Below are 23,458 nucleotides of genomic sequence, written 5' to 3'. Positions count from 1 at the left end.
GCCTTCACGTCCGGCGGCGGCGTGTCTGCCACGCCGCCGCGGCACCGAGGGCGACCACGACGGCCGCGCCGCCGATCAGTCCGGCCGACGGGCCGCCGTCGCTCTCGCCATCGTCGTCCTTCCGCGCGGTCACCGCCTCGCCGCAGCCCGACTTCGGGTAGCCCGCGATGGCGCACAGCAGCGCGGAGGAGTTGTAGCGCAGCGGCTTCGCGACCGCCGCCAGCGCCTCCCCGGCCGTCGCGTCCCCGCCCACCCGCGCACACGCGGTACGGGACTTCGGTGGCGTACGGCCGTCCGGCGCGTCCCGCGCGGTGCCGAAGTCGAGGACGACCGCGATCCGCTTCGTGCCGCCCTTGGCGGGCGTATCGTCCGCGTCGCAGATCGCGTCGAAGCGGGCCGCGCCCCGCGGCTCGGCGGCGTCCCGGGAGTCCTCGCTGACGGCGAAGCGGAAGCCGATCATGTCGCCGTCGTCGGGCCGGGCCGCGGAGGGGCCCTGTGCCGCGTACGTCCAGCCACCGCCGTCGCCGCCCCGCTGCCAGAACGACCAGTAGCGGTACCCGTCGGCCTGGGCGGGGGTGGCGACGGCGAGCACGGCGAGCAGGGCCGGGAGCGACAGCCGGAGCGCCGAGCGGCCGGTCATCAAAGCTGCTGCCTCTTACGGCCGCTGAGCAGGAAACCGATGCCCATGCCCGCGACCGCGCAGCTGCCGACGATCCACCAGACGCTGCCCGACCCGCCGCCGTCGTCGTCCTTCGCGCTCTTCTCCGACGCCTGCGACGCGACCGGCTTCGGCCCCGTGGCGTTGAGCTGCTGGACGAGGTCGACGTCGCCGAAGTGCCGCGCGTCCCCACCGGCGGCGTGCGCCGCGAGCACCAGCTTGGCGAGCGCGCCCGGGTCACCCTTCGCCCAGGCCGCCGCGCCGCTGTCCTTGCCCTGCAACCACTGCAACGGCCGGGCCGCGGCCGCGCTGTGCTCACCCGCGGCCAGCGCCATGATCGCGTCGGCGGTGGCGCCGTAGTCGGGCTGGGCCTTGTCGGCGCCGGGCGTCGTGGACTTCAGATGCATGCCGTTGTCGGCCATGGTGGTGGAGAGGTAGGCGAGCGCGGCCTCGGAGGCGTCCTCCGGCGCGCGGTCCGCGCCACCGCCACCGTCGCACTTCAGCGGCTGGGGCTTCTTGCCGTCGTCCTTGCCCGCCGGGTCGAAGGCGAAGCCGGAGCCCCGGGTGGCCAGCGCCGCGCTCACGGTGGCCAGATCGTTGGCGGCGGGCTTGCCCTTGCCCGAGGTGTACGCGAACGCGCCCCGCTGCCCCGCCTTCGCCGAACAGTCCAACTGGAGCCCGAGCAGCGCGTCGTACGGCGACTTGCCGCTCGCCGCGGACGCGACCTCCACCGGATCCATTCCGGCCGCGGCGAAGGCGCCGACCGCGACCGAGGTGGAGTTGGCGTCGCTGGTGCCGCCGGGGTTCATGCCCCAGCCGCCGTCCTCGTTCTGGCTCCGCTTGAGCCAGCCGATGCCCTTCTCCACCGCCGACGAGCGGCCGCCCACCGCGGCCAGCGCCTGTACGGCGGCCCCGGTCGCGTCCGTGAACTCGCCCTTCTTCGGGTCGCACGCCTTCCCGGTGTCCGCCCGGTACGCGGCGAAGCCGCCGTCCGCGCACTGCTGCCCGGCGAGCCAGTCGACGGCCGACGCGGCCGGTTTCACCCCCACCGCGTCCTGGGCGAGCAGCGCGAGCGACTGCCGCCACACCCCGTCGAACTTGGGGTCCTTCGTCCCGTACAGCCCCTCCGGGCGCTTGCCGTCATCGGCGGAAGCGGCCGACGCGGCGGTCGCGGCGGGAGCGACGGTCGCGCACAGGGCGGCGGAGATGGCCAGGGCCGCGACGCTGCGGCGTACGTTCATGGCTGGGGTGCCTCTCGATCAGGGGCGTGACGCAGCCACGCACGGCCGCCCACCCGCGCGCGGACCACTCCGCCGCGCCGATGGCACCGGGCTCAGCTCCGCATCCCACGACGGTGCCGCCGCCGGACACCCGGACGGCGGGAGCCTCCTGCGTCGCGCCCGCCCAGGTGCTCCGGCTCACACGGCCCGGCGGGGCGCGTGCTCACGGTTGCGGGTCAGCGCCGGACTTCCACCGACTTCCCCTGATCGAACGCGGATGAAGTTCTCCCGCCCACTTTAACCGGACGCATCAACCCCCTGTGTGGCCGGATGCCCGCCTGTTCACGGGTGAGTGAGCGCCAATACGCTGTGCGACCTTCGCGTGCTGGGGGCTGCGGCGGCCGCACCGGTGACCGTGTCCGATCTCGCCGCAGTTCGTCGGCGAGGGGATCTTCCACAACCGCGCGGGGCTGACCTGATGCGATCGCTGTGATCAGTCGGTGAGGTCCACGCGCACGGTCAGCAGCTCGGTGCCGAGGGCGCGGACCGCGGTGCTGTTGTAGCGGGGGAGGGCCTTGAGGCGGGTGCGGGCGTCGTCCTCGGGGAGGGGGTGGGCGGTGCCGGTGTGCCAGGTGCCGTTGATGCGGACCCGGACCCTGGGGTCGGCCCGGATGTTCCGTACGTACTGCGACCGGTCCCCGAACTCCGAGACGAACCAGAACGCGTTGCCGACGCGGCGTCCGCCGACGGGGGTGCGCCGGGGCAGTCCGGAGGTCCGGCCAGTGGTTTCCAGGAGGGTCTGGAACGGGAGCCGGGACAGGATCGGGTTGCCGATGCGTCGCTGGAAGGACGTGACGACGCGGTGCTTGAGTGCGTGGTGGCGGGACATGCCGGGTGCGCTCCCTTTCGGTGATGGGGCCATGGTGCACGGGAGGGGCCGACAGGCCCAAGGGCACGCGCCGGACGGGGGACGGCCGGGGAGAAAGGGGGTGCGGGGGTCTGGGGGGTTTGGTTGGGTGGCGGCATGGACGAATGGGGACTTCTGGAACGTTCCGGTGGGCCGGTGACGCGCGGGCGGCTGGCGGGGGATCTGCGGGCGCTGGGGGTGGGGGAGGGGGATGTCGTCATGTTCCATACGGAGTTGTCCGCCCTGGGGTATGTGGCGGGCGGCCCGCGGACCGTGATCGGGGCGCTGCTGGACGTCGTGGGGGAGCGCGGCACGCTCATGGCCTACTGCGGGTGGAACGACGCCCTGCCGTACGACTTCGCCACCTGGCCCGCGGAGTGGCAGGAGGCCGTGCGCGCCGAGCACCCCGCGTACGATCCGGCGCTCGGCGAGGCGGACCACGCCAACGGCCGGGTGCCGGAGGCGTTGCGGCACTGGCCGGGGGCGGTGCGCAGCGGCCATCCGGACGTGAGCTTCGCCGCGGTCGGGGCGAGGGCCGAGGAGCTGGTGGCCGACCATCCGTGGGACCACCCGCACGGGCCCGGCAGCCCGCTGGCCCGGCTGGTCGAGGCCGGGGGAAGGGTGCTGCTGCTGGGGGCGCCGCTGGACACGCTGACGATCCTGCACCACGCCGAGGCGGTGGCGGACGCGCCGGGCAAGCGGTTCGTCACGTACGAGCAGCCGGTCCTGGTGGACGGGCGCCGGGTGTGGCGGCGCTTCCGTGACATCGACACGGAGGACGCGGCGTACGACTACTCCCCGGTCGTCCCCGAGGGCACCTGGCCGTTCACGGTGATCGCGCGGGACGCGCTGGCCGCGGGGATCGGCACCCGGGGCCGGGTCGGGGCCGCCGAGTGCCATCTGTTCGGGGCGGCGGAGCTGGTGCGCTTCGGGGTGGGGTGGATCGAGCGGGAGCTGCGGCGGTGAGCCGGGGTCAGCGCGCCCGGTAGGCGACGGGGTCGGTGCCGGGGACGGGTTCGGCCCGGCCCAGGTTCACCAGGCGGCGCAGGTGGGCCTCGGCCTCCGATACGGCGATGTTGCGGGAGCCGTAGGGGATGTCGGGCCAGGGGCGGTTCCACTCCATCCGCTCGGCGAGCTGCCAGGGGGTGAGCGGGGTGGTGAGCAGGGCGCGGAGGTTCGCGAGGCGGGTCTCGTGGTGGTCGAGGAGCGCGCGGACGCGGGCGGGGGTGTCGGTGAAGGCGTACTGGTGGGCGGGGAGGACCTCGGCCGGGTCGAGGGCGGCGACGCGCGTCAGGGAGTCGAGGTAGTCGCCGAGCGGGTCGGTGCGGGTGGCGTCGGACGGGTCCTCGTACAGGCCGATGTGCGGGCTGATCTCGGGGAGGAGATGGTCGCCGGAGAAGAGCCGGCCGTGGCCGCGGAGGGCCGCGGGGTGGGCCTCTTCCAGGTGGAGGCAGACATGGCCGGGGGTGTGGCCGGGCGTCCAGAGGGCGCGGAGCCGGCGGCCGGGGAGGTCGAGGAGTTCGCCGGGGGCGATCTCGCGGTCGGGGAGGGCGGCGCGTTGCCCCGGGAGGTTCGGGCGCCCCTCGGCGCGGGCGGCGCGCAGCGGGGCGAGGTGCTCCTCCGGGGCACCGGCCGCGGCCAGCTTCTCGGCGAGGTAGTCGAGCCAGAGCGTGGGTTCGGCCTCGCGGGTGCGGCGTACGACGTGGGCGTCGGCGCCGTGCATCGCGATCCACGCGCCCGAGGCCTCCCGCACTTGGCCGGAGAGCCCGTGGTGGTCGGGGTGGTGGTGGGTGACGAGGACGCCGTGGATCGCGGAGACGTCGGTGCCGCAGGCGGCGAGCCCGGCGGTGAGGGTGTCCCAGGCGGTCGGATCGTCCCAGCCGGTGTCGATCAGGACCGGTCCGCGGTCGGTGTCGAGGAGGTGGACCAGGGTGTGGCCGAGCGGGTTGTCCGGGATCGGGACGGGGATGCTCCACACCCCGCCGCCGTGGTCGGTGACGTCCGTCGCCTCTGGCACGGGGTTCCCCCTTTTCGCGAGTGCGGCCGGGCCGCGGCAGCGCATGCATTGCCGACTATAACGGGAACTGGTATCAGTTCTGATGCATCGTCAGATACCGGCGGGAGGCATCAGCGATGGGCGACCTCATCGAGCACGGGCAGCTCTTCATCGGCGGGGCGCTGGTCGATCCGGCCGGGGCGGAGACGATCGAGGTCGTCTCGCCGCACACGGAACAGGTCATCGGGCGGGTGCCGCACGCCTCACGGGCCGATGTGGACCGGGCGGTGGCGGCGGCGCGGCGGGCGTTCGACGAGGGGGAGTGGCCGCGTACCCCGCTGGAGGAGCGGATCGCCGTCGTCACGCGGATCAAGGACGCGATCGCCGTACGGCACGAGGAGATCGCGAAGGTCATCAGTGCGCAGAACGGCTCGCCGTACTCCTGGAGCGTCCTCGCCCAGGCGCTCGGCGCGATGATGGTGTGGGACGCGGCGATCACGGTGGCGCGCGACTTCACGTTCGAGGAGCGCCGGGCCGGGGTGCTCGGGCCGCTGCTGGTGCGGCGGGAGCCGGTCGGGGTGGTGGCGGCCGTCGTGCCGTGGAACGTGCCGCAGTTCGTGGCGGGCGCCAAGCTGGCCCCGGCGCTGCTAGCGGGGTGTTCGGTCATCCTCAAGCCGTCGCCGGAGACGCCGCTGGACGCGTACCTGCTGGCGGAGATCGCGACCGAGGCGGGGCTGCCGGAGGGGGTCCTGTCGATCCTTCCGGCGGACCGGGACGTCAGCGAGTACCTGGTCGGGCACCCGGGGGTCGACAAGGTGTCGTTCACCGGCTCGGTACCGGCGGGCAAGCGCGTGATGGAGGTGGCCTCCCGTCAACTGACCCGGGTGACCCTGGAGTTGGGCGGAAAGTCGGCCGCGGTGATCCTGCCGGACGCGGACCTGGAGGCGGCGGTCGCGGGCATCGTGCCCAACGCGTGGATGAACAACGGCCAGGCGTGCGTCGCCCAGACCCGCATCCTCGCCCCGCGCGGCCACTACGACGAGCTGGCCGAACGCTTCGCGGCCGCCGCCTCGGCCCTGGTGGTCGGCGATCCGCTGGACCCGGCGACCCAGGTCGGCCCGCTGGTGGCGCGGCGGCAGCAGCGGCGCTCGCTGGACTACATCGCGCTCGGCCAGCGCGAGGGCGCAAAGGTGCTGACGGGCGGCGGCCGTCCCGAGGCCCAGGGCACGGGGTGGTACGTGGAGCCGACGCTGTTCGGGGACGTGGTCAATACGATGCGCATCGCCCGGGAGGAGATCTTCGGCCCGGTCATCTGCCTGCTGCCGTACGGGGACGAGGAGGAGGCGGCCCGGATCGCCAACGACTCCGACTACGGGCTGTCCGGCAGCGTCTGGACGGCGGACGTGGCGCACGGCATCGACTTCGCGCGGCGCATCCGCACCGGTACGTACTCCGTGAACACCTTCAGCCTGGACATGCTCGGCCCGTTCGGCGGCTACAAGAACTCCGGCCTGGGGCGGGAGTTCGGCCCGGAGGGGCTGTCGGCCTACCTGGAGCACAAGATGATCCACCTGCCGCAGGGGTGGGACGGGGAGCAGGGCTGATGGGCGACCGCTGGCGGATCGAGGTCGACCGCGGCGTCTGCATCGGCTCGGGATTCTGCGTGAGCAGCGCCCCCGGCGAATTCCACCTGGACGCGGCGCGCCAGTCCCATCCGGTGGAACCGGAAGCGGATGCCTCCGAGGCGGTGCTCGTGGCGGCCGAGGGATGCCCGGTGGAGGCCATCGCGATCCGGCTGCTCGAAAGCGGTGAACAGGTCTTTCCCCCCGACGAGTAGGTGTCGCTCCGCCCTCCGGGGCGCTCCTCCTCCGGGGCGCTCCCCCTCCGGGGAGGGGGAGCGAGGGGCGGGTAGACGCTGGTCCCTCACCCGGCGTAGGACTTCTTCGGTACCGTCCGCGCGGACCTCCACCATCCGCGCGACGACGATCAGACCCAGCCCTCGCACCGGGAGATGCGGATGGCGTCCACCCGGTTGCGTGCCCCGGTCTTACGGGTGATCGCGGCCAGGTAGTTGCGTATCGTCCCGTTGGACAGGTGCAGGGTCCGGGCGATCTCCGCGATGGAGGCGCCGTCGGCCGCCAGCGACAGCACGCCCAACTCGCGCTCGGTCAGCGGGATCTCGGCCGCCTTGAGGAAGCCGTAGCCCAGCGAGTCGTCGATGAACCGCTCCTGCTTGGCCACGTGCCGGATGCCGTCCAGCAGCCGCTGGGGCGGGGCGTTCTTGTCGATGTACCCGAGGGCCCGGGCCTTGTGCGCGCGGCGCAGCTGTCCGGGGCGCCCGGCATTGGCGAGCACCAGCAGGCCGGACTCGGGGCCGTTCTCCTCCGCCGGGGCCTCGGCCATGAGCTTGCCCAACTCGCCCTTGCGGGCGGCCTTGTCGGAGCCGGGGCAGTCCGTGTCGACCACGCAGACGTGTGGCTGTAATGAGCGGGCTCTGCTACGCGCGTCACGCCATGCGGCGGAAGCCACCTCGAACTCAGGTTCGGCTTGTATCAGTGCGGCCAACGCGGACCGCAGCAGGTATGAATCATGTACCAGAAGAACCCGAATCACGGAGTTCTTCACCCCCTGTAGACGTTGTTCCGTCGCACGCCGTCGTCGCTCTGTCGCGCGCCGTTCATGAATACCGGGATTGCCCAGGGCGTGAACGCGAAATTTCAGCCAAAGGGGGGCGCGCAGGCGCACATCTTGCTGCCTCCGTGCGCCCTGGGGGCGCATCGTGCGCCGTATGCGCCTCTATCGCGCCTCGTTGTCCGGCGCTGTCAGATCGATCAGTCGGCAGACCGTCTCGATGTCGATCTTGACCTGGGCGATCGAGGCCCGCCCCGACAGCCAGGTGATCAACGCCGAGTGCCAGGTGTGCTCGATGACCCGCACGGCGGACAGCTGCTCGGCCGTCGGCGGGCCCTCCAGGCCCATCGCGTCGAGGATGATCGCGGTGGTGAGCCGGGAGACCATGTCCACCTCGGGGCTCACCGAGCGGTCGGCGAAGGTGAGGGCCCGCACCATCGCGTCCGCCAGATGGGGTTCGCGCTGGAGCGCGCGGAAGGCGCGCATCAGGGTCTGGGCGACCCGGGTGGCCGGGTCCTCCTCGGTCGGCGGGCGCTTGCGCAGCGTCTCGTGCATGTGCTGCAACTGGTCCTGCATGGTGGCGACCAGCAGGTGGACCTTGGACGGAAAGTAGCGGTAGAGGGTGCCGAGCGCCACGCTGGAGTGCTCGGCCACCTCGCGCATCTGGACCGCGTCGAAGCCGCCGCGGCTGGCCAGCCGGGCGCTGGCGTGCAGGATGCGCCGGCGGCGCGCCTCCTGCCGCTCGGTCAGCTGGAGGGAGGCCGGCTTGACTTCTGCGGTCATTTGTCTCACTTCGGGTGCATAGTGTCTGCGCTGCGGTTGACAAACGGACACCGTGCATGATGGCAGGGTCGGCCTAGGGGCGCGAGTCAGTGGAACTCGTTCTAGGGTCGCGTGTCGCTCGAGCCCGCCGTCCGCCGTCTGCGCAGTTGAGGCAGGTGGTCACCCGGTGGTGCGTCAGGCGCCGATCGCCGACCGGTGCATGGGCGTTTGTCGGACTCGCGTGGATATGGCCGCACCTCGGTTGGGGGTGTCGCGCACCAGGGGCTACCGAGTGGTAGGAATCACCCGTCCCGGCGCCGGGGGCGACGGGTTCGCCAGGTATCTTCGAGACTTCTCGGGGGATCCGTTAGTGAAACTTGTTCTAGATAATCGTGAGCGGCTACGCTCCCGCTGAAGTGCATCAAGGAGGGGGCGCGAGTGACCGCAGAGGCCGCGCAGGAGACCGGAGTCGACCCGCTTCGGACCGGGCCCCCCGCCCCCGCGGAGGACCGGGCCCAGGGCGGCGACCGGCCGCTGCGCATCGCGCTGCTGAGCTACAAGGGGAACCCGTTCTGCGGAGGCCAGGGCGTCTACGTACGCCATCTCTCCCGTGAACTCGCCCGGCTCGGCCACACCGTCGAGGTGATCGGCGCCCAGCCGTACCCGGTCCTCGACGCCGAGGACGGCGTCACCCTCACCCGGCTGCCCAGCCTCGACCTCTACCGCCAGCCCGATCCGTTCCGCACGCCCGGGATCGCGGAGTACCGGGACTGGGTCGACGCGCTGGAGGTCGCCACCATGTGGACCGGCGGCTTCCCCGAACCGCTCACCTTCAGCCTGCGCGCCCGCCGCCATCTGGCCGCCCGGCGCGGCGCGTTCGACGTCGTCCACGACAACCAGACCCTCGGCTACGGGCTGCTGGGCATGGAGCGCACCGGCTTCCCGCTGGTGACCACCATCCACCACCCGATCACCGTGGACCGCCAGTTGGAGCTGGACGCGGCCGACGGCTGGAAGCGCCGCCTGTCCGTGCAGCGCTGGTACGGCTTCACACGCATGCAGAAGCGGGTGGCCCGGCGGCTGCCCTCGGTGCTCACCGTCTCCGGCTCCTCGCGCCGGGAGATCGTCCAGCACCTCGGCGTCCGGCCGGGGCGCGTGCACGTCGTCCCCATCGGCGCGGACACCGAACTGTTCGCGCCCGACCCCGCCGTGCCGGTGATCTCCGGGCGGATCGTGACCACCTCCAGCGCCGACGTACCGCTCAAGGGGCTGGTCCACCTCGTCGAGGCGCTCGCGAAGGTCCGCGCCGACAACCCGGACGCCCACCTCGTGGTCGTCGGCAAGCGCCCCGAGGAGGGGCCGGTGGCCGCCGCCATGGACCGCTACGGGCTCCAGGGCGCCGTCGAGTTCGTCAAGGGCATCAGCGACCCCGAGCTGGTCGACCTCATCCGCGGCGCCCAGATCGCCTGCGTGCCCTCCCTGTACGAGGGGTTCTCGCTGCCCGCCGCCGAGGCCATGGCCACCGGCACCCCGCTGGTCGCCACCACCGGCGGCGCGATACCCGAGGTCGCGGGCACGGACGGCGAGACCTGCCTCGCCGTGCCGCCCGGCGACGCGGGCGCCCTCGCCACCGCCCTGAACCGGCTGCTCGCCGACGCGGACCTGCGCAGGCGCCTCGGCGCCGCCGGACGGGAGCGGGTGTTGCGCCGCTTCACCTGGGAGCAGGCCGCCCGCGGCACCGTCGAGCACTACCGCGCGGCGATCGGCGCACAGGCCCGCGCCGCCCGGGCCCGCGCCGTGCGCTGAGCGCCCCACCTGCCCCCACCTGACTTCGACCCGACCCACGACCCCGCCGGACGAAAGCAGACCCCCGTGCTGACCGTCGATTTCTCCCGCTTCCCGCTCGCCGCCGGCGATCGCGTCCTCGATCTGGGCTGCGGCGCCGGACGCCATGCCTTCGAGTGCTACCGGCGCGGTGCGCGGGTCGTCGCGCTCGACCGCAACGGCGAGGAGATACGCGAGGTCGCGAAGTGGTTCGCCGCCATGAAGGAGGCCGGTGAGGCGCCCGCCGGGGCCACCGCCACCGCCATGGAGGGCGACGCGCTGGCCCTGCCGTTCCCGGACGACAGCTTCGACGTCGTCATCATCTCCGAGGTGATGGAGCACATACCCGACGACAAGGGTGTGCTCGCCGAGATGGTGCGGGTGCTGCGCCCCGGCGGCCGGATCGCCGTCACCGTGCCGCGCTACGGGCCCGAGAAGGTGTGCTGGGCGCTGTCCGACGCGTACCACGAGGTGGAGGGCGGCCACATCCGCATCTACCGCGGCGACGAACTCCTGGAACGGATGCGCGAAGCTGGGCTGCGGCCGTACGGCACCCACCACGCGCACGGCCTGCACAGCCCGTACTGGTGGCTCAAGTGCGCTTTCGGGGTGGACAAGGACGGTCAAGAGGCTCCGCTCCCGGTGCGCGCGTACCACAAGCTGCTGGTCTGGGACATCATGAAGAAGCCGCTGGCCACGCGGCTCGCCGAGCAGGCGCTGAACCCGCTGATCGGCAAGAGCTTCGTGGCATACGCGACCAAGCCCCACACGCCGAGCGAGGACCGGGCGTGACGGCGCGCGGCCCGCGCCCCGGCCCCCGTACCGAACGGCTGACGCTGCCCGGCGTCCTCACCGCCGACGAGGCGCTGCGCACCGTCGAGGGCATCGCCGCCGTCCAGCGCGCGGACGGCGCCATCCCGTGGTTCCGCGGCCACCACCTCGACCCGTGGGACCACACCGAGGCCGCGATGGCGCTCGACGCGGCGGGCGAACACGAGCGCGCCGAGGCCGCGTACCGCTGGCTCGCCGCCCACCAGAACCCCGACGGCTCCTGGTACGCCGCCTACCCCGACACCCCGGACGGGGTGGCCGCCGACGCCCCCACCGACCGCGGCCGCGAGACCAACTTCTGCGCGTACGTGGCCGTCGGCGTCTGGCACCACTACCTGGCCACCGGCGACGACACGTTCCTCGACCGGATGTGGCCGACCGTCGTCGCCGCCGTCGAATTCGTGCTGGGGCTCCAGCAGAGCGGCGGCCAGATCGGCTGGCGGCGCAAGGCGGACGGCACCGCCGACCCGGACGCCCTGCTCACCGGCTCGTCCTCCATCTACCAGGCCCTGCGCTGCGCGCTCGCCATCGCCGAACACCGTGAGGACCCGCAGCCGGACTGGGAGCTGTCGGCGGGGCTGCTCGGGCACGCGATACGCCACCACCCCGAGCGCTTCCTGGACAAGAACCGCTATTCGATGGACTGGTACTACCCGGTCCTCGCCGGCGCCCTCACCGGCCCCGCCGCCACCGCCCGCATCGAGGCGGGCTGGGACCGCTTCGTCGTCCCGGGCCTGGGCATCCGCTGCGTCGCCCCCAACCCCTGGGTCACCGGCGGCGAGTCCTGCGAACTCGCGCTGGCGCTGTGGGTGATGGGCGAGTCCGACCGCGCGGTGGAGATCCTGCGCTGGATCCAGCGGCGGCTGCGCGCGGACGACGGGATGTACTGGACGGGCTACGTCTACGAGGACGACGCCATCTGGCCCGAGGAGCGCACCACCTGGACCGCGGGCTCCCTGCTGCTGGCCGTGGCCGCGCTGGGCGGGGACGAGGCGACCACGGCCGTCTTCGGCGGCGAGCACCTGCCGCGGGGGCTGGACTCGGACTGCTGTTAGCGCGGTACCACCGGATCAGCCGCGCCGGATGCGGCCCGCCACGGCGTGGCCGATGAACAGGTAGACCACCGCGGGCAGACCGTAGTTGAGGACCGTCCGCAGCCAGTCGGTGTCCATCGTGAACAGGTCGTGGGACCAGCCCGCGAGCCAGCCCGCCGCGTCGCGGACCACGGTCACGAGGTCGTTGGCGGGGTTGGCGTCCAGGAGGGCGAAGAGGATCCACAGACCGAGGATCACGGCGGTGATGTCCGCGACGACCATCACGACGGTCGCCGCCTGGTTGTTTCCGTAGCGATAACTTCGGGACATGTGCGGACGTGTTGCCCCGGGGGTCCGTCCCAAACCACTCAGGTGTTCAATTCCGCCAGCACCCGCAGCGTCGCCGGGTCCGGCGCGATCACCAGCAGGTCCGTCACCGGGCCCGTGCGCCACAGCTCCAGCCGCTCCGCGATGCGCCCGCGCGGGCCGATCAGGGACACCTCGTCCGCGAACGCGTCCGGCACCGCCGCGATCGCCTCGTCGCGGCGGCCCGCGAGGAAGAGTTCCTGGACCCGGCGCGCCTCGTCCTCGTAGCCCATGCGGGCCATCAGATCGGCGTGGAAGTTGCGGGCCGCGTGGCCCATGCCGCCGATGTAGAAGCCGAGCATCGCCTTCACCGGCAGCAGCCCCTCCGCGATGTCGTCGCACACCCGCGCCTGGGCCATCGGCGCGACCATGAAGCCGTCGGGCGCCTCGGCGAGGGCCGCCTCGTACAGCGGGGTCCGCTGCGGCGACCAGTACAGCGGCAGCCAGCCGTCGGCGATGCGCACGGTCTGGGCGATGTTCTTGGGCCCCTCGGCGCCCAGCAGCACCGGGAGGTGGGGGCGGAGCGGGTGGACGATGGGCTTGAGCGGTTTGCCGAGACCGGTGGCGTCCGGCCCGGCGTACGGATGCGCGTGGTAGCGCCCGTCGAGCCGTACGGGCCCCTCGCGGCGCAGCACCTGCCGGATGACGTCGACGTACTCCCGGGTGGCGGTGAGCGGGCTCGCGGGGAACGGCCGTCCGTACCAGCCCTCCACGACCTGCGGCCCCGACAGACCGAGCCCGAGCATCATGCGCCCGCCCGACAGGTGGTCGAGGGTGAGTGCCTGCATCGCGGTGGCGGTGGGGGTGCGCGCGGCCATCTGCGCGATCGCCGTGCCGAGCCTGATGCGGGAGGTGTGGGCGGCGATCCAGGTGAGCGGGGTGAAGGCGTCCGAGCCCCAGGACTCGGCGGTCCAGACGGAGTCGTAGCCCAGCTCCTCGGCCTGCCGGGCGAGTTCCGGATGGCGGGGGTCGGGGCCGCGGCCCCAGTAGCCGAGCGCCAGGCCGAGCCGCATGACAACCCCTCTCTGACGCAACGTCAGACTGCTGGTCGCCTGGACTGTACGGCCCGGGTGCGCACAAGGCAACGGCCCCCCGCCCCCGTGGAGGGGCGAGGGGCCGTATCAGCTGCGCCGTGTCAGCCGCGCTGGATGCCCGTGGTGTCCTGGAGGACGCCGCGGCGCCCGTCCTGGGTCTGCGCGACGAGCGCCTGACCGCGCTGCTCGACCGCCAGGTACCAGGTGCCGGGGGCCAGTTCGGCGATGGTGCTCGACGAACCGTCCTCGGCGTACAGCGGCCGGGCCACCGGAACCGCGAACCAGAACGGCGCGAAGTCGGAGCCGCCCGCCGCCTGGGCCTGGGCGGGCTGGCCCGGCTGACCGCCGAAGGAGGGCTGACCCGGCTGGCCGCCCTGCGGCTGACCGGGCTGGCCGGGCTGACCCGGCTGGGCGCCGCCCGGGCCCGGGTAGCCGTAGCCCGGCTGCGGGGCCTGCGCACCGTACGGCGACTGGGCGCCGTACGGGGACGGGGCCGCCGGAGCCGACGCGCTCATCAGCGGCGCCTTGAGGGCCGGGACGCGCGGGGTCGCGATGACCGCCGCGGCCATGGCCAGCGTCGCCACCAGCGCGAGGATGGCGCCGACACCCGGGCTGCCCTTGTCCGGCGTGACCATGAGCGACCACAGCGAGTCCCAGGCGGCCACCACGACGAAGCCGGAGCCCCACTGGTCGAGCGTGAGCCCGCTGACCTTACGGCTCTCGGGCTGGAACCGTCCGGCGATGACCAACCCCGCGCCGATCAGCCCGATCAGGAACACCGACGGAAGGACGACCAGGAGCGTGTCCGTGTCCCAGCCATTCGGCATGTCGATGTCGTCGCAGTACGGGCCGCCGTCGCAATCGGCCGAGTAGAAGTCGAGGAAGGAGGCGATGAAGAGCAACACCGCTGCTCCGATCACCACGCCGTCGCCTCGAGTGAGCGAGCGGATGTTCAACGTGAGTCCTTTGTTGTTTTCTCGTGTACGGACGCTGCCGCCAGGCGCGGTGGCGCGAAGGCGTCGGGGGTGGACCCATCGTACGGGGGAAGCAAGCTGATGAGACCGGGGGTGGGGCATCGGTATCCCGGTCGTGACCTCGCGTTCGGTTGTTGGAGACTTATCCGTTCAAGAAGTCCGTAATGCCCTGCGCGATCCCGAGGGCCGCGCGTTCACGCCACTTCGGATCGGTCAGTTCCACGGCGTCTTTGGAGTCGCGCATATTGCCGCACTCGATGAACACTTTCGGAACGGTGGAGAGATTGAGACCGCCGAGATCGCCGCGGACATTCAACCCGCTGCCGTCGCCGATGTAGTCGGCGGGCTCACTGCCGGTGGCATCCATGAATTCGCTGCGCACGCGTTCGCCGAGTCGCCGGGAAGGTGCGGCGATCTTCGCGGTGTCGGCGTCGCCGCCGCGCACGGACTTGGGCAGGATGACGTGGAAGCCGCGCTCCCCGGCGGAGGCGCCGTCCGCGTGGACGGACACCACGGCGTCGGCGTGCGCGCTGTTCCCGATCCGCGCGCGCTCGTCCACGCACGGCCCGAACGCGCGGTCGCCGTCCTGCGTGAACTTCACCGTCGCGCCGCGCGCTTCGAGGAGGGTGCGGGCGCGGCGGGCCACGTCGAGCGTGAAGGACGCCTCGGAGTAGCCCGCGTCGGTGGCCGTGCCGGTGGTGTCGCACTCCTTCTCGTCGGTGCCGATGTCGACGTGGCGGGCGATCTCGGCGGGGTGATCGCGGTTGTTCGGGTTGTGGCCGGGGTCGAGGACGACGACCTTGCCGGTGAGGGGTTTGTCGTCGCTCTTGTTTTTGGGCGAGGCCGAGGGCGACGGTAACTGCGGGGGCTGCGCGGGCAGCGGCGATGAGGTGGACGAGACGGTCGGCAGGGAGGATGCCGGTGCGCCGCCGCCGTTGTCGTTCTGCCGCCCCAGGTTGTCCCACAGCAGCCAGCCGCCGAGGCCGAGGGGTGCCAGGGTGGCCAGCACGAGGGCGAGGGTGCCGCCGGGGCGGCGGCCGGGGGCGGAGAAGAAGCTGCCGTTGGACACGTCGGCGATGGTAGCGGCTTCGGGTCAGATGGGCGGGGTCGTCCCGGTGCGGCGCAGTACGCGGAGTGAGCGGGTCGCGGACACCTCGGTGAACGCGCCGGAGTCGAGGGCGCGGCGGTAGATCCGGTACGGGGCCTGTCCGCCGTCGGCCGGGTCGGGGAACACGTCGTGGATGACGAGGAGCCCGTCGGGGGCGACGTGGGGTGCCCAGCCCTCGTAGTCGGCCGCCGCGTGCTCATCGGTGTGCCCGCCGTCGATGAACACCAGCCCCAGCGGCTTTCCCCACACCGCGGCGACCTGCGGGGACCGCCCGACGGCGGCGATGACGTGGTCTTCGAGGCCCGCGGCGTGCAGGGTCCGCCGGAAGGTGGGCAGCGTGTCCATCCGGCCGACCTCGGGGTCGACGACGTCCGGATCGTGGTACTCCCAGCCGGGTTGCTGCTCCTCCGAGCCGCGGTGGTGATCGACGGTGATGGCGACGGTGCCTGCTGTGCGGGCGGCTTCGGCGAGGAGGATGGTGGAGCGGCCGCAGTACGTACCCACTTCGAGCAGCGGCAGGCCCAGCCGGGTGGTGGCGTCGGTGGCGGCCGCGTGCAGGGCCAGGCCCTCGTCGGTGGGCATGAAGCCCTTGGCGCGCTCGAAGGCGTCGAGGACTGCGGTGGCGGGGTGAGTCACGCGCTCATCCTGCCGTATGGGGTGCGGCGTTTCGTTGCCGGGTGCGGGCCCGGTGGGTGGGTGCGGCCCGGACGGTCCCTGGTCGGGGTCTCGTTGCCGGGTGCGGGCCGGTGGCCGGTTTGTGCCCACCCGTCCCTCCCCCAGCTACCGCTGGGAGGTGCCCCCTCCGTGGAACGATTGCCCACAAACCGGCGGGCTCGGTGCCCGTGAACCGGCGGGGTCCGGAAGGCCGTGAACCGGCAGGGGCCGGGGGCCACGAACCGGTCCGGTGGCCGTGATCCGGCGGGGCTCGACGCCCGCGTACCGGCGGTCCGGGTCCCGCCGACCGGGGGCGGTGCCCGTGAGCTGGTGGGGTTCGGTGCCCGCGGACCGGTTGGCCGGGTGTCCGCAAACCGGCGGGGCCCGGTGCCTGCCAACCGCGGGTCCGGCGCCCGCGCGTCCGCGAACTGGCGCATCCGGTGCCCGCGAACCGGCGGAGCTCGGGGTCTGGGGCGGAGCCCCAGTTTCGGGAAGGGGCGGGGTGGGGAAGAAACCCGGCGCGCACCACACCTGACTACCCGTCAGATTGGAGCCCGCATGGGCATCGCCGTCACGGAAGACCAAGAGGAACTGGCGCGCGCGGTGCGGGGGTGGCTGGGGCGGGCGGTGCCGTCTGAGGTGGTGCGGAAGGTGCTCGACGCCACGCCCGGGGGCGGCGGCAGGGCCGCGTACTGGCCCGGCCTGGCCGCGCAGGGCCTGCTCGGACCGCATCTGCCGGAGGAGTGCGGCGGAGGCGGCGGAGGCCTGGCGGACCTCGCCGTCGTCCTGGAGGAGACCGGGCGCGCCGCGCTGCCCGGGCCGTATCTGCCCACCGTGCTGGCCTCCGCCGTACTGCACCGGGCCGGACGGGACGACCTGGTCGCGGCCCTCGCCGACGGCACCCGCGCCGGTGCCGTCGCGTTCGGCGCCGGGTCGCTCACCGCCGCGCCCGCCCCGGACGGCGGGCTGGTCCTCGACGGGTGCGCGCCGCCGGTCCTGGGCGCGGGGGACGCCGATGTGGTCGTGCTCGCCGCGGCGCGCGGCGCGGAGACCGTGTGGCTGGCCGTCGACAGCACCGCCCTCACCCTCCGCGTCCACGACAGCGCGGACCCCACCCGCCCGACCGCCGAGGTACGCGCCTCCGGCGTGGCCGTCCCCGGCGGCCGGGTGCTGGACGTCGACCCCGCGCTCGTCACCGACCTGGCGTCCGTCCTGCTCGCCGCCGAGGCGTGCGGCACCGCGGGCTGGGCGCTGGAGACGGCGGTCGGGCACGCCCGGGTGCGGGAGCAGTTCGGGCGGCCGATCGGGCAGTTCCAGGCCGTGAAGCACCTGTGCGCCGACATGCTCGTCCGCGTCGAGCAGGCCCGCGCCCTCACCTGGGACGCGGCCAGGACGCAGGACGAGCCCCCAGCCGTACGCGGCCTCACCGCCGCGCTCGCCGCCGCCACCGCGCTCGACGCCGCGTACGGCTGCGCCAAGGACTGCATCCAGATCCTCGGCGGCCTCGGCTTCACCTGGGAACACGACGCCCACCTCCACCTCCGCCGCGCGACCGCCGCCCGCGCGCTGCTCGGCACCGGCGCACGGCACCGGCTGCGCGCCGCCCGCCTCGCCGCCACCGGGGCCCGCCGCGAACTGCGGCTCGACCTCCCGCCCGAGGCCGAGACCCACCGCCGCGAGGCCCGCGCCGTCATCGCGACGGCGCGCGGGCTGGGCCCGGGCGCCGCGCGGCGCGCTCTCGCGCCCACCGGGTACGCGGCGCCGCATCTGCCGCCCCCGTACGGGCTCGGCGCGAGCCCGGTGCGGCAGCTCGCCATCGAGCGCGAGTTGCGCGACGCGGGCGTGGTCCTCAGCGATCTGGGCGTTGCCACCTGGGTGGTGCCGTCGCTCATCGCGTACGGCACGGACGCCCAGCGCGAGCGCTTCCTGCTGCCGACGCTCCGCGGCGAACTCCGCTGGTGCCAGCTGTTCTCCGAGCCCGACGCCGGGTCGGACCTGGCCGCGCTGCGCACCCGCGCCGAGCGGACGGCGGAGGGCTGGTGGCGGGTCAGCGGGCAGAAGGTGTGGACGTCGGGGGCGCGTACGGCGGACTACGGCATCCTGCTGGCCCGTACGAACCCGGCGGCGCCCAAGCACAAGGGGCTCGGCTACTTCCTGGTCGACATGAAGCGGACCGCGGGGATCACCATCCGCCCGCTGCGGGAGATCACCGGGGAATCGCTCTTCAACGAGGTGTACTTGGACGACGCGCTGCTCCCGCCGGAGGCGGTGGTGGGCGAGGTGGACGCGGGCTGGGCGGTCGCCCGCAACACTCTGGGCAACGAACGCGTCCACATGGCCGACCAGCTGACCTTCGACACCGGTCTGGAGGCGCTGATCGCCCACGTTCCGGACACCGGCCCGGAGCGCGAGCGCGTCGGCGGGCTCATGGCCGAGGCCCACGCGCTCGCCTGCATCGGGCTGCGCACCACCCTGCGCCAGGTGTCCGGGGTGGAGCCGGGCGCGGGCGCGAGCGTCCGCAAGCTCGTCCAGACCGCCCATCAGCAGAAGGTCGCCGAACTCGCCCTGGAGCTGCTGGGTCCCGGTGGCGCGGTGCGCGAGGGCGCGGGGGAGCGGGCGCTGCACGGCTTCCTGATGTCGCGCTGTCTGACCATCGCGGGCGGTACGACCCAGGTGCAGCTGAACGTCGTCGCGGAACGGCTGCTCGGCCTGCCCCGCGATTGACCGGGGGTGTCTCGCCGATCATGCCGGGTTCCCGACGCCGCTGTGACATCAGCCGCTGCCGCGGCGGGCGGCACCTCGCGGCCCCGCGCTCGTCGCTCCCCCAGCTACCGCTGGGCGGTGCCCCCTGACGCCGCTCGCTGATCCGGCCTGACCGACAAGACACCCCCTAGGACTCGCCGCCGCCCGCGAATGCGCAGAAATGCCGATGCGTTGGGTCCGTGTGCAATGCGAGCATCACCGCCATGTCCACCCCAACTCCCCCTCCGCCCGCCCTTCCTTCCACCTCCGCCTCCACCCGCCGTCCGCCGCGCGCCTCGCCCCCGGCCTGGGCGGTGCTGCTGGCCGCCTGCTCCGGGCAGTTCCTGGTGGTCCTCGACATCTCGGTGGTCAACGTCGCCCTGCCGTCCCTCCGCACGGACCTGGGGCTCGGCGAGACCGCTTTGCAGTGGGTGGTCAATGCCTACGCGCTGACCTTCGCCGGGTTCCTGCTGCTCGGCGGCCGCGCGGCCGACCTCTTCGGACGCAAGCGGGTCTTCCTCACCGGGCTCGGGCTGTTCACGGCCGCCAGCCTGGCCGGCGGCGTCGCCCAGCAGCCCTGGCAACTGGTCGTGGCCCGCGCCCTCCAGGGCCTCGGCGCGGCCGTGCTCTCACCGGCCACGCTCACCATCCTCACCACCGCCTTCCCGCACGGCGCGGCCCGCACCCGCGCCATCGGCACCTGGACGGCGGTCGGCGCGGGCGGGGGAGCGGCGGGCGGGCTGGTCGGCGGGGTGCTGACCGAGTACCTGTCCTGGCGCTGGGTGCTGCTGGTCAACGTGCCGGTGGGCGTGGTGGTGCTGGTGGCCGCGGTGGTGTGGCTGACCGAGGGCCGCTCCGGGACGGCGCGACGGCTCGACGTCCCCGGAGCGGTGCTGGTCACGGCGGGTGTCACCGCGCTCGCGTACGGCATCGTGCAGACCGAGCCGCACGGCTGGGGCGCCGTCGCCTCGCTCGGGCCGCTGCTCGCGGGGCTGGCGCTGCTCGCGGTGTTCGTGGCGGTCGAGGCGCGTACGGAGGAACCGCTGATGCCGCTGCGGCTGTTCCGGATCCGGGCGGTCACGTCGGCGAACGCGGTGATGGTGGTGTGCGGCGGCGGCATGTTCGCCATGTGGTACTTCATGACGCTCTACTTGCAGAACGTGTTGCACTACAGCCCGGTCAAGGCCGGTCTCGCCTTCCTCCCGCACAGCTTGTCGATCGTCCTCGGCTCGAAGCTCGCGCCCCGGCTGATGGCCCGGCTGGACGGGAAGCTGCTGGCGCTCGCGGGCGGTTCGCTGGCCGTCGTCGGCTACGCGTGGCAGAGCCGGATGGGCGCGGACGGCACCTACGTCGGTACGGTGCTGGGCCCCGCGATCATCATGTCGTTCGGGGCCGGGCTGATGATGACCCCGCTCGCCGCCTCCGCCACCTCGGGCGCGGGCCCGTCCGAGGCCGGGTTGGTGTCGGGGCTGGTCAACACCTCGCGGCAGATCGGCGGTGCGCTCGGCCTGACCGTACTGGCGACGGTCGCGGCCGAGCGGATCACGGCCCGCGGCGGGGGCGGGCCGGAGGCGCTGGCGGCCGGTTACGGGCATGCGTTCGTCGTGGCCACGGGGATCATCGCGGCGGCGGTGGTGCTGATGGCCGTGGCCCTGCCGCGCACCCCGGCCGCGGCCCGCGCGGACTAGTACGCCAGTCGGACTTCCGACGCTCGTCCTCACCGGCTCCAGCACCTGCTCTCGGGCGCGGTGTGGGACGAGGACGCCGTGCGTGATCAGGTGCGTGGCTTCGTCGCCCGCCGTCTGGGAGCCGCGACCAAGGGGCAGATGCGTTACGCGCGCAACGCCTGCGACAGCGCGTCAACGGTCACGCCCACGATGGCCAGGAGCTGCGCCGGGCTCGCCCCGGCCCTGCTCATCACGGCGAGCGACCCGCGATAGCAGACTTCATCGCCGACGACGACTGACACCCGTCGAACCGCGCGAAACTCAGCCCACGAAGTCCGACTGCCGTACTAGGACGTCAGGAACCCGCGGATGTACCCGGCCACGGTGTCCAGATGGCTTTCGAGCAGGAAGTGTCCGCCTCCGCGAATCAGGTGGATCTCCGCGTCCGGCAGGTCCCTCGTGAAGGCCCGTGCGCCGTCCGGGCCGAAGATCTCGTCGCCCGCGCCCCAGACCGCGAGCAGCGGGACCTGGCGTTCCCGGAAGTAGGCGTGCACCCGCGGGTAGAGGGGCGGATTGGTGGCGTAGTCGCGGAACAGGGCGAGCTGGACGAGGTCGTTGCCCGGCCGGTTGACCTCGCGGTGGTCGGCGGCCCAGGTGTCGGGATCGACCAGCTCGGGCCGGTCCACTCCGTGCAGGTACTGCCAGCGGATGGCGTCGAGCGAGAGGGCGGCACGCACGGCGGGTTCGGTCTCGGGGCCCGGGTTCTCGGCGTACGCCCATACGGGCTTCCAGAATTCCGGTACGAAGCCGTCCTCGTAGGCGTTGCCGTTCTGCGTGATCACCGCGGTGATCGCGTCCGGGGTGCGCAGGGCCAGCCGCCAGCCGATGGGTGCGCCGTAGTCCTGGACGTACACGGCGTAGCGGGTGATGCCGAGCTGGGTCAGCAGGGCTTCGGTGATGTCGGTCAGGGCGTCGAAGGTGTAGGTGAACGCGTCCACGGGCGGGGCGTCGGAGTTGCCGAAGCCGAGGTGGTCGGGGGCGATGACGTGGAACCGGTCGGCGAGCGCTGGGATGAGGCGGCGGAACATGCGTGAGCTGGTGGGGAATCCGTGCAGCAGCACCAGCGTGGGTGCCTCGCGGGGTCCTGCCTCGCGGTAGAAGACGCGATGGCCCCCCACGGTCGCGCAGTGGTGGCGGATCTCGACCATGACTAACCCCTTCGAGGTCTTTTGATGGTTATCACTGGTGTCCAGTAGACCGCCCTGGGAGTAACCTGTCAAACGGCTTGATGGAGTTAGTGAGGTAGGTGATCGGTCCGTGCTGGACGACCGGGCCCTCATGGAGGCGCTGAACAGCACCCCCGTGGTGGATGGCCGACGCCAGGATCTGTGGCGCGACGACCATGAGCTGGACAGATGGGCGCGGGAGCACGGGGGGCTCGGCGGCGACGAGGAGCGCCGGTGGCTGCGCACCGCCCGCGACGCACTCCAGGCGGTGGAGTCGGGCACCTCGGCGGAGCCCCGGCTGCGCCGCGTCCTCGCGGGCGTGCGCAAGGTCCCGCAGCCCGGTGTGTCGGGTATCGAGTGGCAGGTGGAAATGCCGCCGGAGCGCAGGCTCGCGGTGGAACTCGTCCTCGCGTGGGCGGACGTCAAGGAGCGCATGCCCGGCCGCCTGCGGCCGTGCGGGAACCCCGAATGCCGCCTCTTCCTCTTGGACCGCAGCCGTGCCAACACCGCGCGGTGGTGCTCGATGAAGACCTGCGGGAACCGGCTCAAGGCCCGTCGGCACCAGGCGCGGGCCCGGGACGCCGCGCCCCCCGAGTAGCCGTCCGCGGTACGGGCCGGCTCCTGGCGGGTCGCGCGCCCGGCGGAACCGGCGAAGCCGAGGGTGGCGGGCCCCGGGTGCCTGCGCCCCCGGGGGAGGCCCGGCGGCCGGGATGGTGACGAACGGCCCCCGGCGGGTCCGGCCGGGTGGCGAAACTCGCGAAACTGACGACCTGTCAGCAGCCTTCCCCCGTCAGGGGGATTGGGCTATACAGGTGCCATCGGCTAGAACGCGTTCTAAACGCGGCGCGGCCCTGCCGACCAGTGACGACCCCGGCGCGGCCGACGGTGCGGACGGGCGGGCCGGGGTCTTCCCGCCCCTCCCGCCAAGGAGCGCTGTCGCCCTATGCCCATCGACGCCACCGAGGCCGTCTCGGCCGAGCCCCGGACCACCGCCCTCGCCTGGGGACACAAGGACATCCAGCTCTACCACCTGGGCATCGGCGCCGGAGTCCCGGCCACCGACCCCGATGAGCTGCGCTACACCCTGGAGAGCGAGCTGCACGTCCTGCCCAGCTTCGCCACCGTCGCGGGCGGCCGGATGGCGCTCGCCGGGGGGCTGAACGGCCCGGGGATCGACGTCGACCTCGCGTCCGTCCTGCACGGCGGCCAGACCGTCGAGGTGCACCGGCCGATCCCGGTGACCGGGGACGCCACCCAGACGTCCCGGGTCGCGGCGGTGTACGACAAGGGCAAGGCCGCGGTCATCGTGCTGCGCACCGAGGCGGCCGACGCGGACGGCCCGCTGTGGACCTGCGACAGCCGCATCTTCGTCCGCGGCGAGGGCGGATTCGGCGGCGAGCGCGGCCCGTCCGAGCGGCTGGAGACCCCCGCCCGTGAGCCCGACCGCACGGTGGAGCGGGCCATCCGGGAGGACCAGGCGCTGCTGTACCGGCTCTCCGGGGACTGGAACCCGTTGCACGCCGACCCCGGGTTCGCCAAGGTCGCGGGCTTCGAGAAGCCGATCCTGCACGGGCTGTGCTCGTACGGCATGGTCCTCAAGGCGGTCGTGGACACCGAGCTGGGCGGCGACGTCGCCCGCGTGCGCTCGTACACCACGCGCTTCGCCGGGGTGGTGTACCCGGGCGAGACCCTGCGCATCCGGATGTGGCGGGACGAGGGGCGCGTCCAGGTGACGGCGAGCGCCGTCGAGCGCGACGACGCGCCCGTCCTCGGCGACACGGTCGTCGCCCACGCCTGACCTTCTGATCCCAACTTATTCAAGAG

Annotated in this window: 22 protein-coding genes and 1 pseudogene; 10 read left to right on the top strand and 13 right to left on the bottom strand. The window is 73.2% G+C overall.

Features of this window, described 5'->3' with window-relative positions:
- Positions 1-4: 4 nt before the first annotated feature.
- The 3 genes from LCH29_RS29510 to LCH29_RS29500 all read right to left on the bottom strand — a co-directional run bounded on the left by LCH29_RS29510 (position 5) and on the right by LCH29_RS29500 (position 2,767).
- On the bottom strand, positions 5-640 hold the full coding sequence (locus LCH29_RS29510) for an SCO2322 family protein (protein ID WP_446464738.1): 636 nt from the start codon (positions 638-640) through the stop codon (positions 5-7).
- Positions 640-1,899, bottom strand: coding sequence for a prenyltransferase/squalene oxidase repeat-containing protein (locus LCH29_RS29505; RefSeq protein WP_446464737.1), 1,260 nt, complete (start codon positions 1,897-1,899; stop codon positions 640-642). Before LCH29_RS29505 ends, LCH29_RS29510 begins: the two co-directional genes overlap by 1 nt.
- A gap of 472 nt (positions 1,900-2,371) precedes the next feature.
- Positions 2,372-2,767, bottom strand: coding sequence for a nitroreductase/quinone reductase family protein (locus LCH29_RS29500; RefSeq protein WP_446464736.1), 396 nt, complete (start codon positions 2,765-2,767; stop codon positions 2,372-2,374).
- A gap of 135 nt (positions 2,768-2,902) precedes the next feature.
- On the opposite strand from LCH29_RS29500, the gene aac(3) reads away from it, so the two are divergent.
- The gene (gene aac(3) / locus LCH29_RS29495) at positions 2,903-3,751 is read left to right on the top strand and encodes an aminoglycoside 3-N-acetyltransferase (RefSeq protein WP_446464735.1); all 849 of its coding nucleotides are present in this window, start codon (positions 2,903-2,905) and stop codon (positions 3,749-3,751) included.
- Between the two features lie 7 nt (positions 3,752-3,758).
- Here aac(3) and LCH29_RS29490 read toward each other — a convergent pair whose 3' ends face one another.
- On the bottom strand, positions 3,759-4,847 hold the full coding sequence (locus LCH29_RS29490) for an MBL fold metallo-hydrolase (RefSeq protein ID WP_446464734.1): 1,089 nt from the start codon (positions 4,845-4,847) through the stop codon (positions 3,759-3,761).
- A 71-nt stretch (positions 4,848-4,918) separates the two neighbouring features.
- Here LCH29_RS29490 and LCH29_RS29485 point away from each other — a divergent pair, with 71 nt between their 5' ends.
- Both LCH29_RS29485 and LCH29_RS29480 read left to right on the top strand, forming a co-directional pair.
- Complete coding sequence (locus tag LCH29_RS29485; protein ID WP_446464733.1) at positions 4,919-6,385, top strand: aldehyde dehydrogenase; 1,467 nt, start codon at positions 4,919-4,921, stop codon at positions 6,383-6,385.
- A complete protein-coding gene (locus LCH29_RS29480) occupies positions 6,385-6,618 on the top strand; it encodes a ferredoxin (RefSeq protein WP_446464732.1) in 234 nt (77 codons plus the stop codon). The genes LCH29_RS29485 and LCH29_RS29480 overlap by 1 nt, the downstream gene beginning before the upstream one ends.
- A gap of 149 nt (positions 6,619-6,767) precedes the next feature.
- On the opposite strand, the gene LCH29_RS29475 is transcribed toward LCH29_RS29480, so the two are convergent.
- Both LCH29_RS29475 and LCH29_RS29470 read right to left on the bottom strand, forming a co-directional pair.
- Positions 6,768-7,394: a response regulator transcription factor gene (locus tag LCH29_RS29475; protein WP_446464731.1), complete on the bottom strand. Its 627-nt coding sequence runs from the start codon at positions 7,392-7,394 to the stop codon at positions 6,768-6,770.
- A gap of 183 nt (positions 7,395-7,577) precedes the next feature.
- Positions 7,578-8,195: a TetR family transcriptional regulator gene (locus LCH29_RS29470; protein WP_446464730.1), complete on the bottom strand. Its 618-nt coding sequence runs from the start codon at positions 8,193-8,195 to the stop codon at positions 7,578-7,580.
- A 417-nt stretch (positions 8,196-8,612) separates the two neighbouring features.
- Between LCH29_RS29470 and LCH29_RS29465 the strand changes: the two genes are divergently transcribed.
- The 3 genes from LCH29_RS29465 to LCH29_RS29455 all read left to right on the top strand — a co-directional run bounded on the left by LCH29_RS29465 (position 8,613) and on the right by LCH29_RS29455 (position 11,884).
- The gene (locus LCH29_RS29465) at positions 8,613-9,980 is read left to right on the top strand and encodes a glycosyltransferase family 4 protein (RefSeq protein WP_446464729.1); all 1,368 of its coding nucleotides are present in this window, start codon (positions 8,613-8,615) and stop codon (positions 9,978-9,980) included.
- Between the two features lie 66 nt (positions 9,981-10,046).
- On the top strand, positions 10,047-10,790 hold the full coding sequence (locus LCH29_RS29460) for a methyltransferase domain-containing protein (RefSeq protein ID WP_446464728.1): 744 nt from the start codon (positions 10,047-10,049) through the stop codon (positions 10,788-10,790).
- Positions 10,787-11,884: a prenyltransferase gene (locus LCH29_RS29455; protein ID WP_446464727.1), complete on the top strand. Its 1,098-nt coding sequence runs from the start codon at positions 10,787-10,789 to the stop codon at positions 11,882-11,884. Before LCH29_RS29460 ends, LCH29_RS29455 begins: the two co-directional genes overlap by 4 nt.
- 15 nt (positions 11,885-11,899) lie before the next feature.
- Here the strand turns inward: LCH29_RS29455 and LCH29_RS29450 are convergent, their stop codons facing one another.
- The 5 genes from LCH29_RS29450 to LCH29_RS29430 form a co-directional block, all read right to left on the bottom strand.
- On the bottom strand, positions 11,900-12,193 hold the full coding sequence (locus LCH29_RS29450) for a hypothetical protein (RefSeq protein ID WP_063735096.1): 294 nt from the start codon (positions 12,191-12,193) through the stop codon (positions 11,900-11,902).
- A 38-nt stretch (positions 12,194-12,231) separates the two neighbouring features.
- Positions 12,232-13,242: an LLM class F420-dependent oxidoreductase gene (locus LCH29_RS29445; RefSeq protein WP_446464726.1), complete on the bottom strand. Its 1,011-nt coding sequence runs from the start codon at positions 13,240-13,242 to the stop codon at positions 12,232-12,234.
- Between the two features lie 122 nt (positions 13,243-13,364).
- Positions 13,365-14,219, bottom strand: a complete 855-nt coding sequence (locus tag LCH29_RS29440) for a hypothetical protein (RefSeq protein WP_446464725.1) — start codon at positions 14,217-14,219, stop codon at positions 13,365-13,367.
- A gap of 160 nt (positions 14,220-14,379) precedes the next feature.
- Positions 14,380-15,306 (bottom strand): N-acetylmuramoyl-L-alanine amidase, encoded by a 927-nt coding sequence (locus LCH29_RS29435; RefSeq protein ID WP_446464724.1) that lies wholly within the window; start codon positions 15,304-15,306, stop codon positions 14,380-14,382.
- 24 nt (positions 15,307-15,330) lie between these two features.
- A complete protein-coding gene (locus LCH29_RS29430) occupies positions 15,331-15,927 on the bottom strand; it encodes a class I SAM-dependent methyltransferase (RefSeq protein ID WP_446464749.1) in 597 nt (198 codons plus the stop codon).
- 630 nt (positions 15,928-16,557) lie between these two features.
- Here LCH29_RS29430 and LCH29_RS29425 point away from each other — a divergent pair.
- Positions 16,558-18,723, top strand: coding sequence for an acyl-CoA dehydrogenase (locus tag LCH29_RS29425; protein ID WP_446464723.1), 2,166 nt, complete (start codon positions 16,558-16,560; stop codon positions 18,721-18,723).
- A gap of 242 nt (positions 18,724-18,965) precedes the next feature.
- Entirely contained in the window at positions 18,966-20,429 is a 1,464-nt protein-coding gene (locus LCH29_RS29420) for an MFS transporter (protein ID WP_446464722.1), read from the top strand.
- Between the two features lie 143 nt (positions 20,430-20,572).
- On the opposite strand, the pseudogene LCH29_RS29415 reads toward LCH29_RS29420, so the two are convergent.
- Positions 20,573-20,671: pseudogene (locus tag LCH29_RS29415) on the bottom strand (TetR/AcrR family transcriptional regulator); the annotation flags it as partial.
- Positions 20,672-20,755: 84 nt separating this feature from the next.
- Positions 20,756-21,616 (bottom strand): alpha/beta fold hydrolase, encoded by an 861-nt coding sequence (locus LCH29_RS29410; RefSeq protein ID WP_446464721.1) that lies wholly within the window; start codon positions 21,614-21,616, stop codon positions 20,756-20,758.
- 109 nt (positions 21,617-21,725) lie between these two features.
- On the opposite strand from LCH29_RS29410, the gene LCH29_RS29405 reads away from it, so the two are divergent.
- Both LCH29_RS29405 and LCH29_RS29400 read left to right on the top strand, forming a co-directional pair.
- Positions 21,726-22,232 carry a CGNR zinc finger domain-containing protein gene (locus LCH29_RS29405; protein WP_446464720.1) on the top strand — a complete coding sequence of 169 codons (507 nt, stop codon included), beginning with the start codon at positions 21,726-21,728 and terminating at the stop codon, positions 22,230-22,232.
- 345 nt (positions 22,233-22,577) lie between these two features.
- Positions 22,578-23,432 carry a MaoC/PaaZ C-terminal domain-containing protein gene (locus tag LCH29_RS29400; protein ID WP_446464719.1) on the top strand — a complete coding sequence of 285 codons (855 nt, stop codon included), beginning with the start codon at positions 22,578-22,580 and terminating at the stop codon, positions 23,430-23,432.
- The last annotated feature ends 26 nt before the right edge of the window (positions 23,433-23,458 follow it).

It is taken from the genome of Streptomyces sp. BRA346 (assembly GCF_052851135.1).
This window is presented reverse-complemented; position numbering and strand designations above follow the sequence as displayed.